The 21,721-nt window shown below is 67.6% G+C and carries 18 protein-coding genes and 1 pseudogene; 5 read left to right on the top strand and 14 right to left on the bottom strand.

Annotated elements, in window-relative coordinates; genetic code table 11:
* Nucleotides 1-79: 79 nt before the first annotated feature.
* The 6 genes from otsB to LG334_RS22015 all read right to left on the bottom strand — a co-directional run bounded on the left by otsB (nt 80) and on the right by LG334_RS22015 (nt 5,800).
* The gene (gene otsB, locus LG334_RS22040) at nt 80-916 is read right to left on the bottom strand and encodes a trehalose-phosphatase (protein WP_404381527.1); all 837 of its coding nucleotides are present in this window, start codon (nt 914-916) and stop codon (nt 80-82) included.
* The gene (locus LG334_RS22035; protein WP_404381525.1) at nt 909-1,664 is read right to left on the bottom strand and encodes a beta-phosphoglucomutase family hydrolase; all 756 of its coding nucleotides are present in this window, start codon (nt 1,662-1,664) and stop codon (nt 909-911) included. Before LG334_RS22035 ends, otsB begins: the two co-directional genes overlap by 8 nt.
* 304 nt (nt 1,665-1,968) lie before the next feature.
* Nucleotides 1,969-2,796, bottom strand: coding sequence for a murein transglycosylase (locus LG334_RS22030; protein WP_404381523.1), 828 nt, complete (start codon nt 2,794-2,796; stop codon nt 1,969-1,971).
* Nucleotides 2,797-3,306: 510 nt separating this feature from the next.
* On the bottom strand, nt 3,307-3,477 hold the full coding sequence (locus LG334_RS22025; RefSeq protein ID WP_404381521.1) for a hypothetical protein: 171 nt from the start codon (nt 3,475-3,477) through the stop codon (nt 3,307-3,309).
* A gap of 8 nt (nt 3,478-3,485) precedes the next feature.
* A complete protein-coding gene (locus tag LG334_RS22020; RefSeq protein ID WP_404381519.1) occupies nt 3,486-5,126 on the bottom strand; it encodes an AAA family ATPase in 1,641 nt (546 codons plus the stop codon).
* Nucleotides 5,127-5,137: 11 nt separating this feature from the next.
* Nucleotides 5,138-5,800 (bottom strand): helix-turn-helix domain-containing protein, encoded by a 663-nt coding sequence (locus LG334_RS22015; protein ID WP_404381517.1) that lies wholly within the window; start codon nt 5,798-5,800, stop codon nt 5,138-5,140.
* 701 nt (nt 5,801-6,501) lie between these two features.
* Between LG334_RS22015 and LG334_RS22010 the strand changes: the two genes are divergently transcribed.
* Nucleotides 6,502-7,812 carry a hypothetical protein gene (locus LG334_RS22010; protein ID WP_404381515.1) on the top strand — a complete coding sequence of 437 codons (1,311 nt, stop codon included), beginning with the start codon at nt 6,502-6,504 and terminating at the stop codon, nt 7,810-7,812.
* A gap of 847 nt (nt 7,813-8,659) precedes the next feature.
* Here LG334_RS22010 and LG334_RS22005 read toward each other — a convergent pair.
* The 4 genes and pseudogenes from LG334_RS22005 to LG334_RS21990 all read right to left on the bottom strand — a co-directional run bounded on the left by LG334_RS22005 (nt 8,660) and on the right by LG334_RS21990 (nt 12,790).
* A protein-coding gene (locus tag LG334_RS22005) for an IS3 family transposase (RefSeq protein WP_404379525.1) occupies nt 8,660-9,843 on the bottom strand; the annotation gives its coding sequence in 2 pieces (ribosomal slippage) (nt 8,660-9,567 and nt 9,567-9,843; 1,185 coding nt in all).
* Between the two features lie 121 nt (nt 9,844-9,964).
* Nucleotides 9,965-11,233: pseudogene (locus tag LG334_RS22000) on the bottom strand (PAS-domain containing protein); the annotation flags it as partial.
* Nucleotides 11,234-11,290: 57 nt separating this feature from the next.
* Nucleotides 11,291-12,325, bottom strand: a complete 1,035-nt coding sequence (locus LG334_RS21995) for an asparaginase (RefSeq protein ID WP_404381513.1) — start codon at nt 12,323-12,325, stop codon at nt 11,291-11,293.
* A 108-nt stretch (nt 12,326-12,433) separates the two neighbouring features.
* Complete coding sequence (locus tag LG334_RS21990) at nt 12,434-12,790, bottom strand: hypothetical protein (RefSeq protein ID WP_404381511.1); 357 nt, start codon at nt 12,788-12,790, stop codon at nt 12,434-12,436.
* Between the two features lie 325 nt (nt 12,791-13,115).
* On the opposite strand from LG334_RS21990, the gene LG334_RS21985 reads away from it, so the two are divergent.
* Entirely contained in the window at nt 13,116-14,192 is a 1,077-nt protein-coding gene (locus tag LG334_RS21985) for a methionine ABC transporter ATP-binding protein (protein WP_404386424.1), read from the top strand.
* Nucleotides 14,161-14,835 carry a methionine ABC transporter permease gene (locus tag LG334_RS21980; RefSeq protein WP_404381509.1) on the top strand — a complete coding sequence of 225 codons (675 nt, stop codon included), beginning with the start codon at nt 14,161-14,163 and terminating at the stop codon, nt 14,833-14,835. Before LG334_RS21985 ends, LG334_RS21980 begins: the two co-directional genes overlap by 32 nt.
* Before the next feature lie 77 nt (nt 14,836-14,912).
* On the opposite strand, the gene LG334_RS21975 is transcribed toward LG334_RS21980, so the two are convergent.
* Nucleotides 14,913-15,569, bottom strand: coding sequence for an extensin family protein (locus tag LG334_RS21975; RefSeq protein WP_404381507.1), 657 nt, complete (start codon nt 15,567-15,569; stop codon nt 14,913-14,915).
* Nucleotides 15,570-16,064: 495 nt separating this feature from the next.
* A complete protein-coding gene (locus tag LG334_RS21970; protein ID WP_404381505.1) occupies nt 16,065-17,159 on the bottom strand; it encodes a lipid A deacylase LpxR family protein in 1,095 nt (364 codons plus the stop codon).
* A 207-nt stretch (nt 17,160-17,366) separates the two neighbouring features.
* Between LG334_RS21970 and LG334_RS21965 the strand changes: the two genes are divergently transcribed.
* Nucleotides 17,367-17,597: a DUF4169 family protein gene (locus LG334_RS21965; protein WP_404381503.1), complete on the top strand. Its 231-nt coding sequence runs from the start codon at nt 17,367-17,369 to the stop codon at nt 17,595-17,597.
* A 52-nt stretch (nt 17,598-17,649) separates the two neighbouring features.
* Here the strand turns inward: LG334_RS21965 and LG334_RS21960 are convergent, their stop codons facing one another.
* Nucleotides 17,650-19,263 carry a CHAD domain-containing protein gene (locus tag LG334_RS21960; protein ID WP_404381501.1) on the bottom strand — a complete coding sequence of 538 codons (1,614 nt, stop codon included), beginning with the start codon at nt 19,261-19,263 and terminating at the stop codon, nt 17,650-17,652.
* 285 nt (nt 19,264-19,548) lie between these two features.
* Here LG334_RS21960 and LG334_RS21955 point away from each other — a divergent pair, with 285 nt between their 5' ends.
* Nucleotides 19,549-21,156: an SPOR domain-containing protein gene (locus LG334_RS21955; RefSeq protein ID WP_404381499.1), complete on the top strand. Its 1,608-nt coding sequence runs from the start codon at nt 19,549-19,551 to the stop codon at nt 21,154-21,156.
* Between the two features lie 147 nt (nt 21,157-21,303).
* On the opposite strand, the gene LG334_RS21950 is transcribed toward LG334_RS21955, so the two are convergent.
* Nucleotides 21,304-21,678, bottom strand: a complete 375-nt coding sequence (locus tag LG334_RS21950) for a hypothetical protein (protein WP_404381497.1) — start codon at nt 21,676-21,678, stop codon at nt 21,304-21,306.
* Nucleotides 21,679-21,721 lie beyond the last annotated feature (43 nt).

Raw genomic sequence — 21,721 nt, 5'->3', positions numbered from 1 at the left:
TGGCGCGGCCCGCGTAATGCGGCGCCGGCGCCTTCATTCTCGTTGTCCTCGTCTGCGCGTTCCCTCCTTGGCGGTCCGCTTATTTCCCCGCCAGCCGTTGCAGCAGCGTCAGCGCTTCCTTGGTGTCCGAGACACGGAAGGCGGCGGCGGTGCGGCGGTCGGTGGCGTCGTCCTCGGGCTCGCTGACCACCACGCCGAAGCCGCCGTCGACCGTTTGCAGGGCGCGGAAGGCGTCCTCGTCGGTGACGTCGTCGCCCAGGAAGATCGGCGCCACGTCCGGGCGGTCCAGCTTGAGCGCGCGCATCAGCCACAGCACGCACTTGCCCTTGTGCCAGTCGATGTTGGGCTGGAGTTCGAACACCTTCTTGCCGGTCTTTTCCTTGAGGTCGGGGAAGCTTTCCTCCACCGCGTCCAGCACCTCGCGGAACTTCGGATAGTCGGCGTCCGACACCAGGCGGTAGTGGACGGCGATGGAAAACTTCTTGCGCTCCACCAGCGCGCCCTCGATGGGGTCCAGGCCCTTGTGAAGGCGGGCCTCGCAGGCGTCGAGCGTTTCGGTCCAGTCGCCTGCCACCGGCGGTTCCAGGTGGCCGCCTTCGGGCAGTTCCACGTCGAAGCCGTGGCTGCCGGCGTAGATCAGGCCGTCGATGCCCACCAGCGTCTCCACGTCCGGGCGGTCACGGCCCGAGACGACGGCGGTGGGCAGGGCCTCGGCCACGCGCTTGATGATGGCGCGGGCATCGTCGGTCAGCACCGCGTCCTCGGGGCGCGGAACGATGGGCGTCAGGGTGCCGTCATAGTCCAGGAACAGGGCCGGCTTGCGGTCCCCCAGCGCCCGGCGCACGGCGTCGAAATCCGACAGCGCGTGAGGCACCTCGGAAACGGGCTTGTGGGTGAAGGCGGAGTCGTCAGACACGCTCGAAATCTCCCAGGTCAGAGACGACCACGTCGGCGCCGTGTTCGCGCAGGGTGTCGGCGCCGGCGCCGCGGTCGATGCCGATGGTCAGGGCGAAGCCGCCGGCGCGACCGGCCTCCACGCCCACCGTTGCATCCTCGACGATCGCCGAGTCGGCGGGGGTGGCACCGACCTGGCGCGCGGCCTCGATGAAGGTGTCGGGCTTGGGTTTGCCGGGAAGCTCCATCTCGGCGGCCACGACGCCGTCCATGATGTAGTCGAACAGCTCCACCATGCCCGCCTGCTCGAGTATAAGGCGGGCGTTCTTGGACGACGAGCACACGACGGCGCGGATGCCGGCGGCGCGGGTTTCCTCGATGAAGCGCCGCGCGCCCGGGAAAACGGTGACGCCGTTTTCCTCCACCACCTTGCGGAACAAGGTGTTCTTGCGGTTGCCCAGGCCGCAGACGGTTTCCCGGTCGGGGCCGTCGCCGGGGTCGCCGAAGGGCAGGTCGATACCACGCGACTCCAGGAACGACCGCACGCCGTCGTAGCGCGGCTTGCCGTCCACATAGGTCATGTAGTCGGTGGCGATGTCGAAGGGTTGGAACGGCTCGCCCGTGCGTGCGGCGCGGTCCTTGAGGTAGGCGTCGAACAGGTCCTTCCACGCCGCGGCATGCAGGTCGGCGGTGCGGGTGACGACGCCGTCCAGATCGTAGACGATGGCCTTGAGGCCCAATTGCGTGGGCCGGGGCAGGTCGCTTGGCATCCCTTTGTCCTTCCCAGTTCCGGCGGTTGAGGGCCCTTCTACCTCGAAGGGGTTAACCGATCCGGGGCCCGGACAGCCAATGCCTGAAGATGCTGTCCGGTTCGTGAACAGAATCAAAGCGGTGAAGCCAACTCCCATTAACCGTATCAAGATGCGGCGCGAATGAACACCCTGCCGGACCCGGAAAACGGGTCTTATCCGAGGGGATAGCAACGAGCGGTAGAAGAGGTGCGCTCAACGCCGCCCCGGCGGCTGTGGCCCGGGCCGGCTTCGGCAGGATTGGAAACGGCGGTCCGGGCGTGCGTCAAAGGCGCTGGAGGATGGCGTCCACGGCTTCTTCGGCCTCTTTGTGGAGGTATTCCTCCATCTTCCGCCGGCGCCAGTCCTCGGCGAAGGCCTTGGCGGTGGCGCGGCGGGCTTCGGTGATGCGGCGGGCGCGCTCGCGCTCCTCGGCCAGTTCCTGGCGGCGCTCCTCGATCTGCTTGCGGATGGCGAGCACGCGCAGGCGCACCGGATCGGGACGTGCCGGGGCCGCATCGAGGCCGCTGCCGCCGCCAGCGGGTGATCCTTCGAGTTCCGCCAGGGCCACCTGGACCTTGCCGCTGTAGTAGTCCGCCCGTTCCGGCGTGCGGGAGTGGTACCAGGCGGCGGCGACGTCCCAATCGCCGGTTTCCATGTGCAGTTCCGTCAGGAAGCGGGCGGCGTAGGCGGCGTTGGCGGCGGGGTCCAGCGCCTCTTCCAGGCTGCCGAAGGCATCCCCGTGCCAGTGCAGGTTCACCTGCATGCAGCCGACGTCGATGTTGCGCACGCCGCGGGCCTGAAGCTGTTTCACCTCGGCAATGGCCGCCTGCTTGCTGGGCAGATAGCGCCCGCGGCCCTCGGCCATGACGGTCCACGGCCAGGCAACTCTTGCCTGGCGCGCCTTGTCCCATCGGCCTGATTCCACCAGCGAGATCGCCGTCAGCAGGTTGTCGGGCATGGTGGCGCGGGTTTCCTCGCGTGTTGTGGCGGCGCGGCACAGGTCGACCGCCACCCCGGCGGGCGCGGCCAGGGGTGCCGGCCCGGTCACGAGCGTGACCGGGCCGGCGAGAACAAGACCAGCAACGATGCGGGGCAGCAGAGCAGCCATCATGGATCAGGCACCGATGGACGAAACGGAGACGCGGCAAATGATGCCGTTTGAGGTAGGTCGATGCACCCATCGTGCCACCTCTCGAACACGAAATCTGGTCGGCGGCAGCCGAAACCCCCGGCGCAAACGTTTGCGCAACGGCTGTGCCAGCAAGCTATGCGTTCAGGGCATGGCGGCCTCGCGTTGGCGGGTTTCCTCTTTAGATCCTTGTTAAAAAACGAAAAATTCGTCTGCCGTGCCATCGCGGTGACCAGTTTTAAGTCACGCCCATTTTTTAGGCTTGCGCGACGGCGGCCGGATCGGTAGTTTTTGCATTGCAGCAACCGGACGGTCTTTGACAGTCCAACCGTCTGCCTTTCTTGGACGTTTCCTCCCTAGACTTGGGCCGTGCCTCGTGCACGGCCTTTTTTTGTGCGTTTTCAATACCTTGAAGGCATTAGATAGTCGTGATGTTTCACGGTCTGTATCACGCCGTGTATCACGGTTGTAGCGCAGTTTGTATCACGCCGGCTAGGTCCTCCGGCGGCGTCGAATGATCCACAGCAGGCCGTCCAGCGCGTCAAAGCCGTCGTCACCTTCCTTGACGACGACCACATCCTCGGCATTGACCGCCACGTCCTCGATGACCTTCGCCGCGATCCGGTCGCGCACGGTGAAGGTCGAAATCACATGCACCTTCATTGGGCACCTCAGTTGATGGCGGCGTGGCGGTCGCGCAGGTCGATGATCCGTTCCACCGCCCGACGCAGGGACCGGATGCTCGTGGTTTTCCGGTAGTGCCCGGTCAGCGCCTCCAGTTCGACAGCGTCGAGCGGGCGCAGCCAGGCACGGTCGATCTCCCACTCATCCGCCAGATCGCCCAAGATGGCGTCGGCGATGGTGGGAACATGCTCTGCCTTCGGGGCGTCGACGCTCACGATGCGGAAGCGCGAGAGCAGGGGCGCGGGGAGGCGGTCGACGCGGTTGGCCGTGGCGATGAACGTGCACATGGACAGGTCGAGGGCGGTCTGCAGGTAGTCGTCGGTGAAGGTCGACTCGCTCTCGGTCACGGCCATGAGGGTATCGACGACGGAGCCGTTGACGCTGCCCTGGCCGCTTTTGTCGATTTCGTCGAAAATGAAGAGGGCGCCGCCGGCATTGGCGGACGCGAGGCGGCGGGCGAAGACGCTCGGGTGACCTGTGTTGTAGCCGCGGCTGGTGCCCTGGACGCCCCGGTTGTCGCTCATGCCGGCGCATCCGATCATCTCTAAGGCGGCGCCGGACACCTCTGCCAGACGGCGGGCCAGGCGCGACTTCCCCGTGCCGGGAGGGCCGACGAGCAGGAGCGGCTTGAGGTGCATCTCGCGGCGCCCCCAGCGGGCGCGGAGGCGGAGGTCCTTCACGATCTTCGCCACGGCCTGCTCGGCGTAGGGGAACTCGGCCATCAGCGCGGCCTCCAGCGCGTCGAGATCGGGAAGCGTCGGCAGGGGCAGCGGATCACTGAGAACCGAAAACTTGCGGATGTCGTCCTGGCCCTTGCCGCTCGGGCAGGAGATCTCCGCGTTGCAGACGAGGTGCATCGGGACATCGCCGTGGTCCAGCGTCATATCCGAAGTCTCGTCGGCTTCGGCATCCTCCTCGCTCCAGCCCTCGCGGGCTCCCTTGAGTTCCAGATAGCGGGCAATTTTGTTCTTGTGGCGGCTTTGGCTGAACTTCGCCGGAACCGCTGCCGCGGACGTGATGTCGTCGACGATGCGGACCTGCGTCGCGTCGGCGCCCCACAGCGCCTTGTGGATGCCGGTCGGGTTGGCGACGCGATACATGCTGGTGCGGCGCTCGATGAGGTCGGACGCCTTCACACTTTGGTCCGCCTTGCCGCTCCACCAGACGGCGGCCGCAACCGCTTCCGTGATCCACTCCGGGGGCTTCGCCGATTTACCCTCCTGGCGGCGCGTCTCAACATCCGCCACCCGGTCCGCGACGAGACCGGAGATCACGCTGGCGACGAACGAGCACGCATGCGGGTGGCCGTTCACGGCGGCCACATACGCCCACTGGATCGCCAGCTCGATATCGGCGCGGTAGCCGTCGAGGCCGCTGAGGTAGCTCAGCGCGTGGCCCCAGGCGGCTTCGCCATCGGTGCTGGCGACATTCTGACCGACGCAGCTGGCTTCCTCCTGCGTGGCGACGCCGTCGGTGACGAGTTGCTGAGCGAGATCGATGATCACGTGCGTGCACGTCGTGATGTCCATGCCGCGCACGAGCAGGCGAAGAACGAGGTCCATCTTCCGGCTATCCCTTTTCAATCTCTGCAGCATGTTGAAGCGTGCAAGAAGGTGCAGGACAGCCATGGCCGCCCCTCCTATCTCAGTTTCAGACGTCGACGTATGAACCGTTCCACGGGCCGTTCCTCCTCATGTCGTCTCTCCGCATCGGAGCGCTGGATGTCCCGGTACGGGATGCGCTGATCGAGCGGCTTCCAAAGTCCCACCATGTATCCCACCAGGGCACCCGCCGCCGGCGCTTCCTTCGAATGGTCCCCTTCGATGACCTCTTCCACATGGAGCCTGCCCTTCTCGCTGATCAGCCAAAAGCCGGGCTCCAGGTCCTTCTGCGCGAGGTCCACCACGAGGATCCCGTCGCCGAGTTCAGTGCGGAGACCGGTGATGCCTATGAGCCGGCCGTCGGCATCGACGGAGATTTCGTGCTCGGACTCGATGGGCTGGCCGCTTACCAGCCGGTCGATGACCTCATCGACCGGCACCACCGGAACCTTCTGCGTCGGCGGCGCTGTGTCGATGAGGCTCTCCGGCGGCACGTCGAGGATGCCGGCGATTACGTGCAGGGTGTCGTGGTGCAGGGTGCGCTGGCCGTTCTCGACCTTGGTGATCGCTGTGTAGGAGAAGGGGTGGCCTGCGGCCGTCATCCTCTCCGCGAGGTCGCGGGCCGTGATGCCCTGGCTCTTCCTGACCTGGCGGATGCGATTGGCACCCTCGACCGGCTGCTGGTTCTTCCGCCGTGCCATGTGGCCCCGCCCGCTCATTTATGTCAACAACGTACATAGATGTAGATCTCAGGTTCAGGTTTGTCAACATTGGAGAGCAGGGCGTCGGGCGGCGGATTTGTCCGTTTTGGCGGTTCTGGCGTTCGACCGACGGCCGTCGGCACCTTTCGCCGCATGATGACCTGAACAGCGAGAGATGCCCTCGCCGGATCGGCCACAATGGACTTTAAGGTCGGCGGCATCCTCCTGGTCAGGTCCGCGATGATCGGCATCCGGGAGCGGCGGCGGCCTGTGCGGGGGGCCTGTTCCGGCGCCTCCTGCGGATCTTGTCGTGTTGAAGTCACCGCTTCTCCGTACTCGATCCGGCATCTTGGCGAGTTTGCCGCCGGAGATGGGACCTGCTCTCCCCATTACTCCCTCGTTCGGTAACGGTTTTGTTGGCCTGAAGTCGCCGTGACCGGCTCAAAGCATCGCCGGCACAGGAGGCGACGTCACATCCCCATAAGGCAGGTCCAAACGTGGTGTTTAAGGTTAGAGTCACGGTGAATCGACCTGAAATAACGTTGAAAAAAGTTGCACATTTTCGTTGCACAAAGATGTTGACGGGTTTGTTCTCATTTTCCAGGTTTTTTCGCTGGATCAGTCCTTCGATGCGCGCAAGAGTTGATCGTGCCTTTTTAAGGCTCGACTCGGAACTTATTGCGAAGACGAAGGTGGACTGCATGGAAGACGAGTATGGGGACGACTATGAGCCGGTCGTGTACGAAGACGACCACAGGGTTCGGCATCAGTTCGTGCAGATCGCGCGGGCCTTTGCCGCCTTCAGCCTGCCGGCACAGCAGACCAGCAATGACAAGGGGTTGTTCTGGAACAATCCTGACCTCTCTTGGCCCGACCCTCTTGGACGCGTCTGGATCAGGGAGGTGGCCGGCTTCAGGTCGAGGAAGACGTCGCGGCTGATGATCGCGCCCGGAGCGGCTGGACTCCCGCACGGCACCTTTGCCATCCTCAACCAGATCATGCTGACGGAGCTGGCGAACAGCCAGGGCCGCATCATCACGCTTCCGACGGCGCGGGATGCGATCGCGCACCTGAAGGGCTGCGGTCTGGCGACGGCCGGCTCCGGCAAATACACCTCGGGCTTCCTCGCCGCGCAGCGTCAGATGCTCGATGCTACGTGGTGCTATATGCCGCCCGAGCCTGAGGCGATCGCCGGCTGGAAGGCGTACGGCACTCACCAGCGGAAGGTCGAGGCCATCCAGGTCGCCCGTTACGACTTCACCCGGCGCTGGCGCGAGGCCTGCATCAACGGGCTGCCGCTGCCCGGGGCGGAACCGCATCACGGCATCTTCGTATTCAAGCTCTGCATCGTGCAGGAGAAGGATTGCCACATCCTGTCAGAGCCAGCCTACCAGATGCTGACGGGTGGCGAACTGGCTGGCGGAGAACACCGGTGGCTTATGGGCCATTCAGTGAAGCTGCGGCTGTCCTCGGTGAGGGCGCTTTCCGGCAACCACACGGCGCTGACGCTCTACAACTTCGGGAACGCGAGGAAGCTTGGCATCGACAAGCGCCTTGAGCTGTCGCTCTTCACGCTCTGGACGCAGATCGGCGGCATGCACCCCAGCAAGAGCTTCTACTCGGCCGTGAAGAGGAGCATCGCGCCGGTCGAGAAGGTTTGGCCCGCGTGCGGCCTGTTCTACAATATCGGGCGCCAGAGCTACAATCCCGACAAGCAGCGGGCGCCGAAGCTGGTCATCCTCGGGGGCGTGCCCCAGGAGTACTGGACCATCCGAGAGTTGGAAATTGACCGGGCGATCGTCGAGCGCCGGAACAGGCTGCGGGTCGAACAGGCGATTCTGTGCGGGGTGAGCCGCTGGAAGGCGGAGTGTATCGCAAGCAGTGACCCCGAGGCCGCGCGGCTCGACGCCGTGATCGAGAGTAAGCGCGATGCGGCAACGCGGGCGCTGAACCGCAGGAACGATCATGCGGCGAAGACAGATCTGCTGGACGACATCCCGTTCGAGGTGTGAGCAGCGCGGAGGGCGACGGAAGCGCAGGCGGTTCCAGGGGTGAAGGAGCCGTCGAAGAGGGCGGCGGTATGGCGGGCCGCAAACAGCCTCGCCGCCGCCTGTGATGCCCTCCAGGCGCTTCGCGAGCAGGGGGCGACCGCGCCGAAGCCGCTCCGGTCGTCGCCGAGGCTTTCCTTGCTCTGTTTCCACCTCCATAGCTGAAGGCTGGAGGCTTCTGGCGGATTCGGAAATTTTTAAGACAGTCTATAAGATACTTCTTTTATAGATAAGGAAGTGGATGCCACGGGCGTGGCTGCTCAAAAGGTGGTGCAAAAATTCCGTCGGACCTTTTTGCGACTAACTATAAAATACCCCTCTTTCTATATAGGATGTGGCCGCTTTGATGTCTGGTGTTCGGCGACGTGGTCTGCGGAGCTTTGTTTCTTAATCACGGTGCTCCTCACGTCGCACCGCTCTATGAGTATGGATGCTGTGGGCGGCGCTGCGGACACGTTGCTCCAGCGTACCGACATGCGTGGAGATTAGGCCGGACTATCGGCACATGGCCGAACCTAAGTTCGACCATGTGCGGAGCCGCCCTCTGGAGCGGCCTTCCATCCTCTCCGCTTACCGACACAGCCCTTTCCGCTTCTCGGGCACTGGAAGGCAGTTTATTCCAATGTTGGCAACATCTGCCGCCGCGTTCGGAAGGAAGCGAAAGCGCCATCCCCTCCCGCGGCGCATATACGTCCTGCGGCGGCCGTCAATTTCCGGCGTTGGGGAAGAACTGAAGTGGTCCCGGTTGTTCGGGCAGATCAGCGCGCTCTGTAAGCTCTGCTCCTGGGGCTTGGTTGGTGGGTAGTCGCGGTCAGGCGGCGAGGCCTGCCGGGCGGAGGGCGGAGCGGGAGCGTAGCCCGGAGCCCGGCAGGCCTCGCCAGTAAACCTCATCGGGGGTGGCATAGGCCAGGGCCTGGTGCGGGCGCCGCTCGTTGTAGGTTTGCACCCAGGCGCCGATGCCGGCCTTGGCCTCGCTGCCAGTGGTGTAGGCCTTCAGGTAGACCTCCTCGTACTTCAGGCTGCGCCACAGGCGCTCAATGAAGATGTTGTCCATGCAGCGGCCCTTGCCGTCCATGCTGATGCGCACGCCCGCCGCCTTCAGCGTCCCAGTGAAGGCGAGGCTGGTGAACTGGCTGCCCTGGTCGCTATTGAATATCTCGGGCGGGCCGTAGGTTTCCAGGGCCTGTTCCAGCGCCGCGACGCAGAAATCGGCGTCCATGGTGTTGGACAACCGCCACGACAGCACCTTGCGGCTGTGCCAGTCCATGATGGCGACCAGGTACAGGAAGCCGCGACGCATCGGAATGTATGTGATGTCGGCAGCCCACACCTGGTTCGGCCGGTCGATGACCAGCGTGCGCAGCAGGTAGGGATAGACCCGGTGCTCGGGGTGCGGCACCGTGGTCCGCGGCCGGCGATAGACGGCTTGAACGCCCATCAGCCGCATCAGGCGTCGCACCCGTTTGCGGCCGACGGACCAGCCCTCGCGGCGCAGGAGGGCGGCCATGCGACGGCTGCCCAAGTAGGGCATATCCAGGAAGTGGCGGTCGATGGCCGCCATCAGCATCCGGTCCTCGGTGTTCTTCGGCGTGTCGTCGTTCACCGGACGGTAGTACAGCGACGACCGGCTGATGCCGACCAGGCGGCATTGCCGTGTAAGGCTCAGCGTGGGGTGGGAAATGTCGATCATGGCTCGGCGCTCCACCCGCTTCAGCGCTTGAGCCTGACGGCCAAAAAATCATTTTCGACCTTCAACTGGCCGATCTGCTTGTACAGCTCATCGACCAGCGCCTCCTTGTCCTTGTCGGCCTTCGATGGGCCCTTCTCGAATGCCGTGGCCGCTTGGTCCCGCAGCGTACGTTTCCAGGCGTTGATCATCGTCGGGTGGACGTCGTACTTCGCGCTCAGCTCGGCCACCGTCTTCTCGCCGGACAGCGCCTCCATCGCCACCTTCGCCTTGAAGGAGGCGCTGTGGTTGCGACGATTCTTGCTCATGCGGTCTTCTCCTGTCTCGCCCCAGGAGCAAAACCCAGAGCTTACCGACCTGTCCAGATTCTTGGGGCCACCTCAGGAAGATGCGGTCGTGGTACTCCGGCGCGATGCCAATGCCGTTGTCGGCGACCGCGAACCACACCCGGCCTGCCGCCGAATCGGCCTCGGCCGTGACGGTCACCACGGGGGCGCGGCCGGCGTGGCGGTACTTGAGCGCGTTGCCGATCAGGTTCTGGAACAGGCTGGTCAGTTCGGGCTCGCAGCCTGTCACCGGCGGCGGCGTGTCGGGCAGGTGGATGGTGGCGCCGCTTTCGCTCACCGCCAGGTCCAGGTTCGCGCGCACCGCCGCCAGCAGCGCGCCGGTGTCGACAGGGCCGTCCGCCTGGCCGCTGCGGCCGACGCGGGTGTAGGCCAGCAGGTCCAGGATCAGTGCGTCCATGCGTTTGGCGCCGCCGCGCGCGTGAGCGATGAATTCGCGTCCGTCCGCGTTCAGCAGATCGGCGCAGCGGCGCTCCAGGAGGTCCAGATAGGCGGAGACCATGCGCAGGGGCTCGCGCAGGTCGTGGCTGGCGACGTAGGCGAACTGCTCCAGTTGCGCATTGACCGACCCCACCTCGGCCAGGGCCTCCTCGGCCCGCTCCTTGGCGGCGACCAGGGCGGATTCGGCGGCGCGCCGCTGGGTGATGTCGGCCTGGATGGAGACGAACCCGCCGTCCGCGGTGCGCCGGTCGCGGGTTTCCAGCCAGCGGCCGTCCTTGAGCTGAACCTCGAAGGTGCCCTTCAGGGTGCGGCGGTATTCGGCCTTGCGGGCGAGGTATTCGTCGGCGTCGGCCCCTTCGGGAGTGACGACGCTGCCGCGCGCCATGTCGACCTCGCCAAGGGTGCGGAAGTGGACGCCGGGCGCGGCCTCGTCGTCGCTGTAGCCATAGAGGTCGCGAAAGCGCCGGTTGCAGACGGTCAGGCGGCCGTCGCGATCATAGATGACGAAGGCGTCCCGGATTTCGTCCAGTGCCGACAGCACCTGGTCAATGGCGCCCTGCCGCGCGGCAGCCTCGGCATCGCGGCGGCTGGTGACATCCACGGCGACCACTGACCGGCTGCCGTCATCCTGCGGCGCGCGGCGCGGACGCAGCCACCACCAGCGGCGCGGGTCGGCCGAGAACCGGACATCGGCGGGGAGGCCCGCCGCCAGCGCGGCTTCGGCTGCGGCGCGGTCGGCGGGTACCAGGTGGTCGGCAAGGGGCGCCGGCACCGTTCCGCCCAGCAGCCGGCGGGCGGCGCCGTTGCGCGCGCGGACAAGGCCGTGGGCATCCAGCTCGAAAACGGGATCGTCGTCTTCGGCAGATACAACGGAAGGACTGCCCGCACGAGGCGGAACCGTAGAATCCGACATCTGGGTATCCCCCGTCACCCCCTTGGGATCGCACGAGCGTGCCGGGGGTGTCCCGTGTCAGCCCGGCCAACCCTCCACCGGCCGATACTCGCCGGCGGGCAGGCCGCGCCAACTGGTCTCCTTGAAGTATGGCAGATCGGTCATGCGCCGCCAAATGGTCTCGTCGGCCACGCCCAGCGTGCGGAGCACCACCGCCGTCATGGCGTCGGCGGCGATGGAACTGCCGCTCTCGGCCTTGACGGCAAGGCCCAGTCCCAGGTCCGGCACCAGACCGCCGTAGACGCCTTGGGCGCCGCGCTTCAGCAGGGCGCGTCCCGCCGTGAGGCTCATTGCGTCTGTGTTGAAGGTGGACGGGCCGGCGACAAGCTCCGGGTGGGCCGCCCAGGCGCGGCAGATGCGGCGGGCGGCGGCGGCGCGGTCGGCATCGAAGTGCTCTTCCGGCGCGGCGAACCGGGCCATGGCCCGCGCAAGGCCGGCCAGCGGCATGGCGGCGGCCGGCAGAGAGCAGCCGTCGATGCCCTGCGGCATGGCGGCCGCCGGCGTGCCGGTCGTCTCGGCGTAGACCTCCAGGATGCGCTGCTGCAGCGGATGCTCGGGGCGGGAATAGCCGGCGGTGGGCAGGCCCAGGTGCAGGCAGGTTGCCAGCATCCCGGTGTGCTTGCCCGAGCAGTTGTTGTGCAGCGGGTTGGGCTCGGCGTGGTCGTGGTAGAGGCTCTTGGTCGCGCCCGCGTCGAAGGGCGGGTGCGCGCCGCACTCAAGGTCGTCCGTCGACAGCCCAAGCCGGGCAAGCCACGCCGCCACCCGCTCCACATGCATGGGCAGGCCGTTGTGCGAGGCGATGGCGAGCGCCAGTTCCTCGTCGCTCACCGCGAAGGCCTCGGCGGCACCGCTTTCCAGCAGCGGCAGGGCCTGCAGGGGCTTGAGCGCCGAGCGCGGGAAGACGGTGGCGTCGGCATCTCCCCAGGCGTGCAGGACGCGGCCTGCGGCATCGGCCACCACGGCGCTGACGCGGTGGTGGCTCTCGGGATAGCCGTTGCGGAACAGGGTGACGGTTTCCGGGGCGGCGGGCGCCGCCCGGTCGGGGGTGCTCATCGGGGAAGGTCCTGACGTTTCTCTTGGTCTTGGTGCCGCCGGAGCGCCGGCGGAAGGGCGGGACCGTAACAGGGGGGGCGGCGGTGGGAAAGGGCCGTTCCGACGGCCTCAGCGACGGTGGCGCGGGACCGCCGGCCATTGGCGGCAGGCCTGATGACCGCGCGGACCCATGCGGTCGGCGAGGGTGTCGCGCGCCTCGATCATGCGGTCGATGTCGTCGCTCTCCAGCGCGGCGGCGGCGCGGCGCAGGTCGGCGGCGGAAGCCTCGCAGCGGCGGCGGTGATGGTCCAGGCGGTCGGAGAAGCGGTGCAGGCCCGAGCGCAACTCCGCCAGGCCCAGAGCGGCGCGCTCGCAGGCTGCGCGCTGGCGGTCGGCCAGGATGCTCAGGTGGCGCGCGCGGACGTTCATGGCGTCAAGGTCGCGGACAAGCCGCACGGACGTCAGGTCGATGATCTGGGCCGGCATGGGCTGTGTCCTCCTGTCGGCGTTGCATTGATCTTTCAACGCCCCGCCCGATGTTCCGGATCATCGCCGGCGCGGATCGGCCATGCACAGGGGTCATCTTGCCCCGCGGCGGCGGCTCGGCTATGGTGCCGCCTTGGCTACCAAACAACACGGCTTTGACTGTTGTTGGGGGCTAATTCTCGATGCAATGCGTGTAGTTTCTCGGCGTATCCAGGTTCAGGGCCTTGCGCCGTGCAGGGAGGACAGTTCCGTGAGCCATCCGCGACAGGACACGGACCCGCAGGCGGGCACGGGCACGGGCACGGGCACGAGGGACGAGCCGGTCATCCGCCTGGAGGGTATCCGCAAGACCTTCCGCGCCCGATCCGGTCCGGCCACCGTGCTGGACGATATTTCGCTGTCGGTGCGCCGGGGAGAGATCTTCGGGATCATCGGCCGATCCGGTGCCGGAAAGTCCACGCTGGTGCGCTGCATGAACATGCTGGAGCGCCCGACGGCCGGCCGCGTGGTGGTCGCCGGGCAGGACATGACGGCGCTGTCGGAAAAGGCCCTGCGGGGCGCGCGGCATCAGATCGGCATGGTGTTCCAGCACTTCAACCTGCTGAGCGCGCGGACGGTCTACGACAACGTGGCCCTGCCGCTGGAAATCGCCGGCCGCGACCCTTCGCACATCCGCGAAACGGTCGGGCCGCTGCTGGAGATGGTCGGCCTGGGCGACAAGGCGGGACAGTACCCGGCGCAGCTTTCGGGCGGCCAGAAGCAGCGCGTCGGCATTGCCCGCGCGCTGGCCAACGACCCGGCGGTGCTGCTGTGCGACGAGGCGACCAGCGCCCTCGACCCCGAGACCACCAAATCCATCCTGGCGCTGCTCAAGGACATCAACGCCCGCCTCGGCCTGACCATCGTGCTCATCACGCACGAGATGGCCGTGGTGAAGGAGATCGCCGACCGCGTGGTGGTGCTGGACCAGGGCCGGGTGGTGGAGGAGGGCAGCGTCTTCGACGTTTTCACCGCGCCGGCCAGCGCGGTCGCGCAAAGCTTCGTCGGCGACCTGCTCAACCACGACCTGCCGGCCCCCGTCGCCGCCCGCCTGGTGGAGGCGCCGGCCCTGGACGAGGACGGCGTGCCGGTAGCGGAAGGCGCCAACCCGCTGTTGCGCATCACCTTCACCGGCCCGGCCGCCAACCGCCCCATCCTGGGCGAGTTGATGGCCGAGGGCCTGCTGGCGAACATCCTGCACGGCTCCATCGACTACATCCAGGGCAAGCCCTTCGGCGTGCTCACCGTCGAGGTGCTCAACGGCGCCGCCGCCATGGCGGACGCGCTTGAGTACCTGCACGCCATCGGCCTGAAAGGAGAGATCATCGGTCATGTCACCGCAGATCATCGCGCTGCTGCTTGAGGCGCTGAAGGAAACCGCCGTCATGGTCGGCGTCTCGGGCGCGCTGGCCGCCGTGTTCGGCATTCCGCTGGGGGTGATCCTGGTGGTGACCGATCGCGGCCATGTGGTGCAGAACCTGGTGGTGAACCGGGTGCTGGGCGCTATCGTCAACGCGGCGCGCTCCACGCCCTTCATCATTCTGATGGTGGCGATCATCCCGCTGACCCGCATGATCGTCGGCACCTCCATCGGCACGGCGGCGGCCATCGTGCCGCTGAGCCTGGCCGCCATTCCCTTCGCCGCGCGGCTGGTGGAAACCGCCCTGCGCGAGGTGGATGCCGGCCTGATCGAGGCCGCCCAGTCCATGGGTGCCAGCCCCATGCAGATCATCCGCAAGGTGCTGCTGCCCGAGGCCTGGCCGGGCATTGTGGCGGGCCTGACCATCACGCTGGTCAGCCTGATCGGCTATTCCGCCATGGCGGGCGCGGTCGGCGGCGGCGGCCTGGGCGACCTGGGCATCCGCTACGGCTACCAGCGCTTCCAGCCCGAGGTGATGATCGCCGTCGTGGTGGTGCTGATCGTCATGGTTCAGGCGGTGCAGACAGCGGGTGACGTGCTGGCGCGGCGGATGAACAAGCGCAACCTCTCGCGCGACCGGGGCTGAGGGCGGCGCCGAACCGCTGATCCATGATCAGGCGAAAACAAGGCCCGCGCCGGCTTGGTGCGGGTCTTTTCTTCTGGTCATCCCTGGCAGAGCTTCCAGGGGCCGACGTCCAGGTGCAGGTGGTCGCGATGGGCGGCGTCGGCGTTGGGGCTCAGCACCACCTGAAAGACGCCGCAGGCCCCGCGGCTTGCCTCGCGCAGAAAGCGGCCCAGCGGCCCGCTGTCGTTCCAGTGCTCGGCAACGCGCGCGATGCGGCCGTCGGCGAACTCGAAGGCGATGACGTCGATGGCGCGGCCATGGGCGTGTTCCGACAGGCGCGAGCGGTCGGAGGTCCGGCCGCGGCAGACGTAGCCGCCGACGTGGTGAACCGTCACCAGCGGCTGGCCGACGACGCGCTGCGCCAGCGGGTGCAACACCTGCGTCTCCCACGCCAGCACCGCCGCCGCCAAGCCGCAGCTCACCTGCACCGGCCGGTTCAGCGGCACTGCCGCCCCCTCGTAGAGCGAGACGGCCGTGGTGATGCCGCAGCCGCGCTGGTTGCGGAAGTCGGTGACGCGGTCAAAGGCGACGTTGGCGGCGACAAGGTTCACCACGCAGGCCGGCCCCTCGGTCGGCAGGCCCGACACGGCATCCGGGGGCGGGGGCGCGGCCGACCGGCCGCCACCGCAGGATGCCAGGCCAAGCGTCAGCGCCAGGGCGGCGGCAACCAGAAGGGGGCGCGGAAGGCAAGGCATGGTCGATCCGGCTCCGGCGAGTTGTGGAACACGATCACCTTCTTACGGGATCGCGGAGTCGCCGTCGAGGCCCGGCGCACATGCGGCCGGCCCGCAGGAGCCGTTCTGGCGGGATGGGGGAGGGCCGCCGGGTTGGGGATCCCGGCGGCCCGACGACCGGCGAGAGGGCATTGGGGAAAGGGGGGTGCCCTCGTTTTCGTGCCGGCCGCACTCTCGTCTTCCGTGCGGCTGCATCGGCTCATGGCGCGGTGCAGGGGCCCGGGAAAATGTCGCCAAACTGTTGAAGAACCGTGCCGTTTCGACAACTTCGAAACTGGAGGAAGAGGCTCCGGTTGGCAAGGGAGAAAAAGCGGACCCTCCTGCCACTCCCCTTGGCACCCAGCCTGATCCAAGCGATTACGCCCCTCTCGATGCTGGCGCGCCATTATACCGGCCGGCTGGTATGATTGCCAGCCGGAACAAGGTGCGCGAGTAAATTTTCCGAAACATCCTGGACTAGAAGCGCAGGGAGAGGCTGAGCGCCCCGAAGCGGTCAAGGTCGTCCTGACCCTCGTATTCGCGGGAGCGGACCACATGGGTGTACGCCAGGCGGACCTCGCCGATGGTGACAGCGACCCCCGCCTGAAGTTCGCCGACAAGCAGGTTCTTCTCCACGCTGGGGCTGTCGCGGAAGGTGTTGCCGTCCAGGAAGATGTTGCGCGCCACCAGACGCCCTTCCATGCCGGCGAAAACGTACCAGCCGAAATCCTGTTGCGGCACGAAAAAGTCCGAGCCGGGCAGCGTGGGCCGGATGCGCGGCGGCCCGTAGTCCGCCGGCAGGTCGTCGCCGAAACGAACCGTCAGTCCGACGTTGCCGTGGGTGAAGGCGTTGCCCAGCGCGCCGCCCACATAAGGCGCGGCGTCCACCTCCAGCCCCAGGGCCTGAGACTCCACCCAGCCGCGCCAGGTCCGTTTGTAGGACAGGTTCACGACGGGCTCGTTGTGCAACTGGTTGTCCCAGCCCTCGGGGTCGGTGGTTTTGATGATGTCGTGGACAAGCTTTTGCGTGTCGTCCGCCTGCGATGCCGGCCCGACAATGCCCAGGATCAGCTCCAGATTGTCCAGCCGCGAGCCGGCATCGTTCGTCAACCCGATGGCGCCCCAGGTGAACCCGGCCCACGGCCGTTCGTCAGGCTGGGGGGCGGCGATGGTGATGTCCTCGGGCGTGAACATGGTCTGGCCCAGCGCGTACGAGACGCGCAGGTTGCCCTCGTCGGCGAAGAAGGGCAGGGGCCGCGCGGCGTTCTCCACCCAGTCCGGCACCGCGTTCTCTGCCGACAGATACGACAGGCGCACGCCGTTGGTGTAATGCCGGTCGGTGCCGGTGAACAGGTCGTTCTCCAACTGGAAGGTCACGATGCCCTTGTTGTCCTTGACCACGCGCGGCCGCACCTCGGTATTGATGCCGCCGGGAATGGCCGGCTCGCCCGGCGCCAGCGGGTCCGGCTTGACGCCGGGGCGCGGCGGCGAGGGCTGCTCCTGGGCTGCCGCAGGCACGGCGGCCAGCGCAGGCAGGGCGAGCGCGAACAGAGCGATGACTGTGGCGCGCAAAGGAGGCTCCTTCATTGGGCGCGGCAGGGACGGGGGCGGTACCATACTGCGAACGGTTCTGGGCCGCCCAGGGGCAACATCGTGAAAAGATCAGGGCAGGACGAAGGCCGGAAGACTTGAGCCGTCGCAGCCGTCGTGCCACATCGTGATGAACACCGAAAGCCGCCGCGCGGCTTCATGCCGGCAGACGGAAAGGACGTATTCTGCATGGCCGAGATCATCAACCTCCGCCAGGCCCGCAAGCAACGTGCCCGGGTGGAGAAGGAGCAGCAGGCCGCCGACAACCGTCGCAAGCACGGCCGCACCAAGGCCGAGCGCCGCGCCACCGACGCCGAGCGTGCCCGAGCCGACCGCGACCTCACCGGCAAGCGACTGGCGGACCGGGCCGGGACGGGCGCCGCCGACGATCGCGACGACGACAGTCCGGCCGGCGCCTGATCCCGTGCCGGCGGCGGGCGGCGGGCGGCGGGCCGCGGGAAAGCGGCGGGCTCTATCGTCCCCGTGCCGCCTGACGGGCCGCTTTTTCCGCTTTCGCGGCCGCCTTTTTGGGCTTAGGCCAGAAGACGTCGGTGCCCGCGAAGGACTTCCACGCCGACCGGGCGGAGTCCATGAGGGCGGCCTGGCGTGCGCCGTGCCAGCCAGCGGTCAGGCCCGCCGCCCACACCTCGCGAGCTTCGGCGCCATCCTTGCCGACGATCTCGTGCAGCAGGTCGTGGGCGACGGCGATGTCGTTCAGGTCGCCCAGGTCGCCTTGCAGGGCCTTCAGTGCCTTGACGTAGGCCTTCACCTTCTTCTCGCCGTCCCATACGTCGCCGAAGAACTCCGACGCATAGCGCAGCTTCTTGATCTGCACCCGCAGGCGGTGGCGCTGGGGGGCGTCCAACTCGTTGAACCGCTTGCCGCGCTTGCGCACCTTCTTGTGCCGCGCCTGGAGAACCTTGGCCGCGTAGCCGCCGCAGGGCGCGGCGAGCAGGTCCGCCGCGGACTGGTCGTCGGGCCGCAGCCAGGCGCCGCCCTCGATCCAGGCGCCGATCTGGAGCATGAGTTCGGTGTAGCGGCGGTCGTCCAGGGCCGCCAGCGCCTTGCGGTAATGGTCCTTGTTGCGGCGCTGGAACCGCCCGACCAGCGCCTCCAGCCCGTCCTCGTCCGGATGGGCCGAGCGGACGGGGCCGAGAATTTCGTCGATGAAGACGTCGGTGTCGCGCGCCGGACCCAACTCGCCGGTCAGCCATTTCAGCCCGACCTTCAGGTCCTCTGTTTCCGGGCCGCCGACCACGTCCTTGAACACCGACAGGGCGCTGCGCAGGCGCCGCAGGGCGACGCGCATCTGGTGAAGGGCTTCCGCATCGCGCAGCTCGCGCAGGGGCGCCTCGTTCTGCAGCAGGTGGCGCTGGCACGAGCGGCAGATGGTCTGGATCGCCTCGGCAACCGACATGTCCGCGGTGACCGGAGCCTCCGGCGCCTTCACGGGGACGCGGTCCAGCCCGCCCACCAGGGCATAGCCGCGCTCGGACTTGGACCGGGTGCTGAGCCGCATGGGCGCGGCCTCGTGCAGCGTGCGGGCGATCTCGAACAGGTGCGCCGCGTCGCCGCGCATCAGTTCAAGCTCGACCTCGCACAGCGGCATGGAGCCCGTGTCGGTGACCACCGCGCCCTTGTCCAGCGTCAGCGCCACTTCCCAGGTGCCGTTGCCCAGCGTGTACTCGGTGCGCCGGAAGTCGGTGGTGAACAGCGGCTTCAACTCGTCCAGCACGCCGGGGCGCGAGAACACGTCGGCCAGGCCCGTCTCCATGATGGCATCGGTATCGGGCGCGTCGCCGTCGATGTCGCGCTCCCATTCCTTGCGGGAGAACAGGCCGGCGCCGCCGTTGCCGCCGCGGGCCTTGACGTTCTGTATGCGGCGCTTGCCCGAGTGCCGCACCCGCAGTGACGCGCCGCCATCGAACAGCAGGAAGTCCGGGGTGTCGAAATAGACGGACTTGAGTGTCTTGCTGGTGGCTCGGCCCTTCTTGGTTTCCTTGAGAAGCGGGTGCCGCCGCAGCCGCTCCAAGTCGGGTTCGGCCACTTCAAGCTTCAGTTCGATCTCGGTGTTGTCGTCGACCATTGGCAGGTATTGCCTCCTTGACGCTGTGGTCCCGTCGCGGCGTGGCTGGTCCTACCCCGTTCGAACGAGCCGTCCCCGCCGCAGGCTCCCCGAGAGCGAGCGGCAGTGTAACCCGAAGTTGCCGCGGTTCATCGAAATTTTCGGAATGGTGGGGCGCTTGCATCGAAAGAAGGGCGTGGGTAGGGTATCCACGACTTTCGATGGGGGTGGCACCGGGCGCCCCGGTCCGAAGGATCGTCGTCGCGCGGCGGCCCGCCCGCGACTCGGCACGCGGGGGATATGCGGGTGACGCGTCTGAAACGAGTTCTGGTGCCCTTGGCGGTGGTGGCCACCCTGTCCGCCTGTGCCGAGAAGGACGGCGTATCGCCCTTCGACAGCCTGATCGGCCCCCGTGCCGATTATACGGACCTGGCCTACGCCGCCCTCGCACGCGGAGATTATCCGGCGGCTGCCCGCCGCGCCGCCCAGGCCCTGGAGCGCGACGCCGACAACGCCCGCGCCCTGTTCGCGCAGGGCGTCGCTCTGGAATACACCGACGCCACCGACCAGGCCCGCGCCCTGTATCAGCGGCTCGCGGCCATGCCTGCAGCCGAGCAGGCCATGATCGGCGGCGGCTGGACAGGTGCCCGTCAGGGTGATCGCAGCATCGCCGATTTGGCCCGCGCCCGCCTCGCAAGCCTTGGCGTGCGGCCTGCGACCCCGCTCATGCCCGTCGAGCCGCCGGCACCTGCCGTTCCCGCGCCCGCACCGTCCACCGGCAGCGCCGGGACGCCGGCAACGGCCGGTCTGCTGACCGGGCCGGATGCCGCCTCGGCCCCCGATTTTGCGCCGCCCGCGTCCGACCTGGTGGAGCGGCAGGCGCCGCCCTTGTCGGGCATTGCCCTGCTCAACGCAGCCGAGCGCTTCCGCGTGCTGGAGAAGCTGCTTCAGCAGGACCTGATCGGCGAATCGGAATACGCCCGGCGCCGCTCCGCCAACGTCGGCGCGCTGCTGCCCTACAGCACCGACGCCCGCCCGGCCGAGGGGCTGGGCCAGGCCGTGCCCACCGCCGAGCAGGTGATGATGCGGCTTGAGGCCCTGCGCCGCACGCTCGCCGCCGGCGCCCTTGCGCCCGAGGAGCATGCGGCGGAGCGGCGGGCCATCCTGGACGCCATTCTGCCCGCCGACCCCGTGGACACCGCGCCACCGCCGGCGCCGCCGCTTTCCATGGCGGACGCGGCCGAGCGGGCGGACGCGCTCCAGCGGCTGCGCGACCTCGGCGTGATCTCCGCTACCGAATACGCTCGCGAGCGCAAGGCGCTGGAAGCGCAGGCGCGTACCGTCTCGCGCAACGGCGCCGGGTCCGCCGACCGCGAAACGCTCATCAACGGCAGCACGCCAGACCGCCGGGCGGCTGCCGCGCCGACGCCGCCGCCCACGCGGCCGGCACGTCCCGCCGATCCGGCCGACCGGGTGCTGGTTCCCCAAGGCGATGCCGGGGCCCTGGCGGCCCGCCGGGCCGGCCCCGATGCCCGTGGCCGCATGATGGGGCAGGAGCCGACAGTGACGCCGGATCCCGTCTCTCCCGGCACGGACGCCGCGACGCCGCCGCGCGCCGCCGCCTCGACGGACGCGGATGCCGCTGCCGCACCGGCCGGCGGCGTGGTACTGCATCTCGCGTCCTATCGCGACTCGGAGCAGGCCAGGGAAGGTTGGACAGCCTTGCGCCGGCGCTATCCCGAGGTGTTGTCCGGGCTGGACGCCCAGCTGGGGCGCGTCGACCTTGGACCGGGCAAGGGAACCTATTGGCGGCTCAATGCCGGTCCCGTCGCATCCGCCCAGCAGGCCGAGGTGCTGTGCGGGCGTCTGGAAGCCCTCGGCCAGTACTGCAAGACGGCCTTCCCCGACGGTTGAGCCAGGGTCCGAGGTGCCCCGGAAAGACGGGCGGCATTTGCGGCGCATTTTTCGCTTGCGGCAGTCCGGCTGTCCGCCTATATTGCGTCTTCCGGCGGCGGTCATCTCCGCATCCGGCTTCCGGAACAACGGCCCCATCGCCTCGTGTCAGGCAACTGCACGCGGTGCATTGGTGTCTTCTTCGGCCTTCGGGTCGGCCGCCAGGGCGGGCTGAAAATTCCGGTTGACAGGGTCCGGGCGGTTCGATAGAAACCCGGCCTTCCGCGGCGAAGCCGGCGGCCTTCGGGTCCTGGTGAAGCGGCGGGGAGAAAAGAGAAAAAAGAGGTTGACGACAATCTCCTGCTTCTCTAAAAGACGGCCTCCCCGACGGGCCGGGTTGAACGGAAACCTACCGGTCAGCCAGTCAGACGGGACGGAATTCTTCGGGGCTTCGGCCTCGCGCTCTTTGACATCGTGAACGAACGGAAGGGATGCGCAGGCGGCGGTACGTCTGTTGCGACAGATGGAAGTCTGCCAGCGCATTCTACGCAACTACCCGGTCGGTCCTTCGGGATCGGCTCGTTAG

Origin of the sequence: Caenispirillum salinarum, assembly GCF_044803115.1 — a bacterium.
Lineage (GTDB): Bacteria > Pseudomonadota > Alphaproteobacteria > Rhodospirillales > Rhodospirillaceae > Caenispirillum > Caenispirillum salinarum_A.
The sequence above is the reverse complement of the archived record's forward strand: the minus strand, read 5'-3'. Positions and strand labels throughout refer to the sequence as shown.

Bases quoted from the DNA above. Each gene is read 5' to 3' on its own strand.
- LG334_RS21960 (WP_404381501.1), bottom strand. From the start codon at position 19,263: ATGGTCGACGACAACACCGAGATCGAACTGAAGCTTGAAGTGGCCGAA.
- LG334_RS21950 (WP_404381497.1), bottom strand. From the start codon at position 21,678: ATGCGCTGGCAGACTTCCATCTGTCGCAACAGACGTACCGCCGCCTGC.
- LG334_RS22020 (WP_404381519.1), bottom strand. From the start codon at position 5,126: ATGGCTGTCCTGCACCTTCTTGCACGCTTCAACATGCTGCAGAGATTG.
- LG334_RS22010 (WP_404381515.1), top strand. From the start codon at position 6,502: ATGGAAGACGAGTATGGGGACGACTATGAGCCGGTCGTGTACGAAGAC.
- LG334_RS22030 (WP_404381523.1), bottom strand. From the start codon at position 2,796: ATGATGGCTGCTCTGCTGCCCCGCATCGTTGCTGGTCTTGTTCTCGCC.
- LG334_RS22015 (WP_404381517.1), bottom strand. From the start codon at position 5,800: ATGGCACGGCGGAAGAACCAGCAGCCGGTCGAGGGTGCCAATCGCATC.
- LG334_RS22025 (WP_404381521.1), bottom strand. From the start codon at position 3,477: ATGAAGGTGCATGTGATTTCGACCTTCACCGTGCGCGACCGGATCGCG.
- LG334_RS21965 (WP_404381503.1), top strand. From the start codon at position 17,367: ATGGCCGAGATCATCAACCTCCGCCAGGCCCGCAAGCAACGTGCCCGG.
- LG334_RS21990 (WP_404381511.1), bottom strand. From the start codon at position 12,790: ATGCCGGCCCAGATCATCGACCTGACGTCCGTGCGGCTTGTCCGCGAC.
- LG334_RS22035 (WP_404381525.1), bottom strand. From the start codon at position 1,664: ATGCCAAGCGACCTGCCCCGGCCCACGCAATTGGGCCTCAAGGCCATC.
- LG334_RS21995 (WP_404381513.1), bottom strand. From the start codon at position 12,325: ATGAGCACCCCCGACCGGGCGGCGCCCGCCGCCCCGGAAACCGTCACC.
- LG334_RS21980 (WP_404381509.1), top strand. From the start codon at position 14,161: ATGTCACCGCAGATCATCGCGCTGCTGCTTGAGGCGCTGAAGGAAACC.
- LG334_RS21975 (WP_404381507.1), bottom strand. From the start codon at position 15,569: ATGCCTTGCCTTCCGCGCCCCCTTCTGGTTGCCGCCGCCCTGGCGCTG.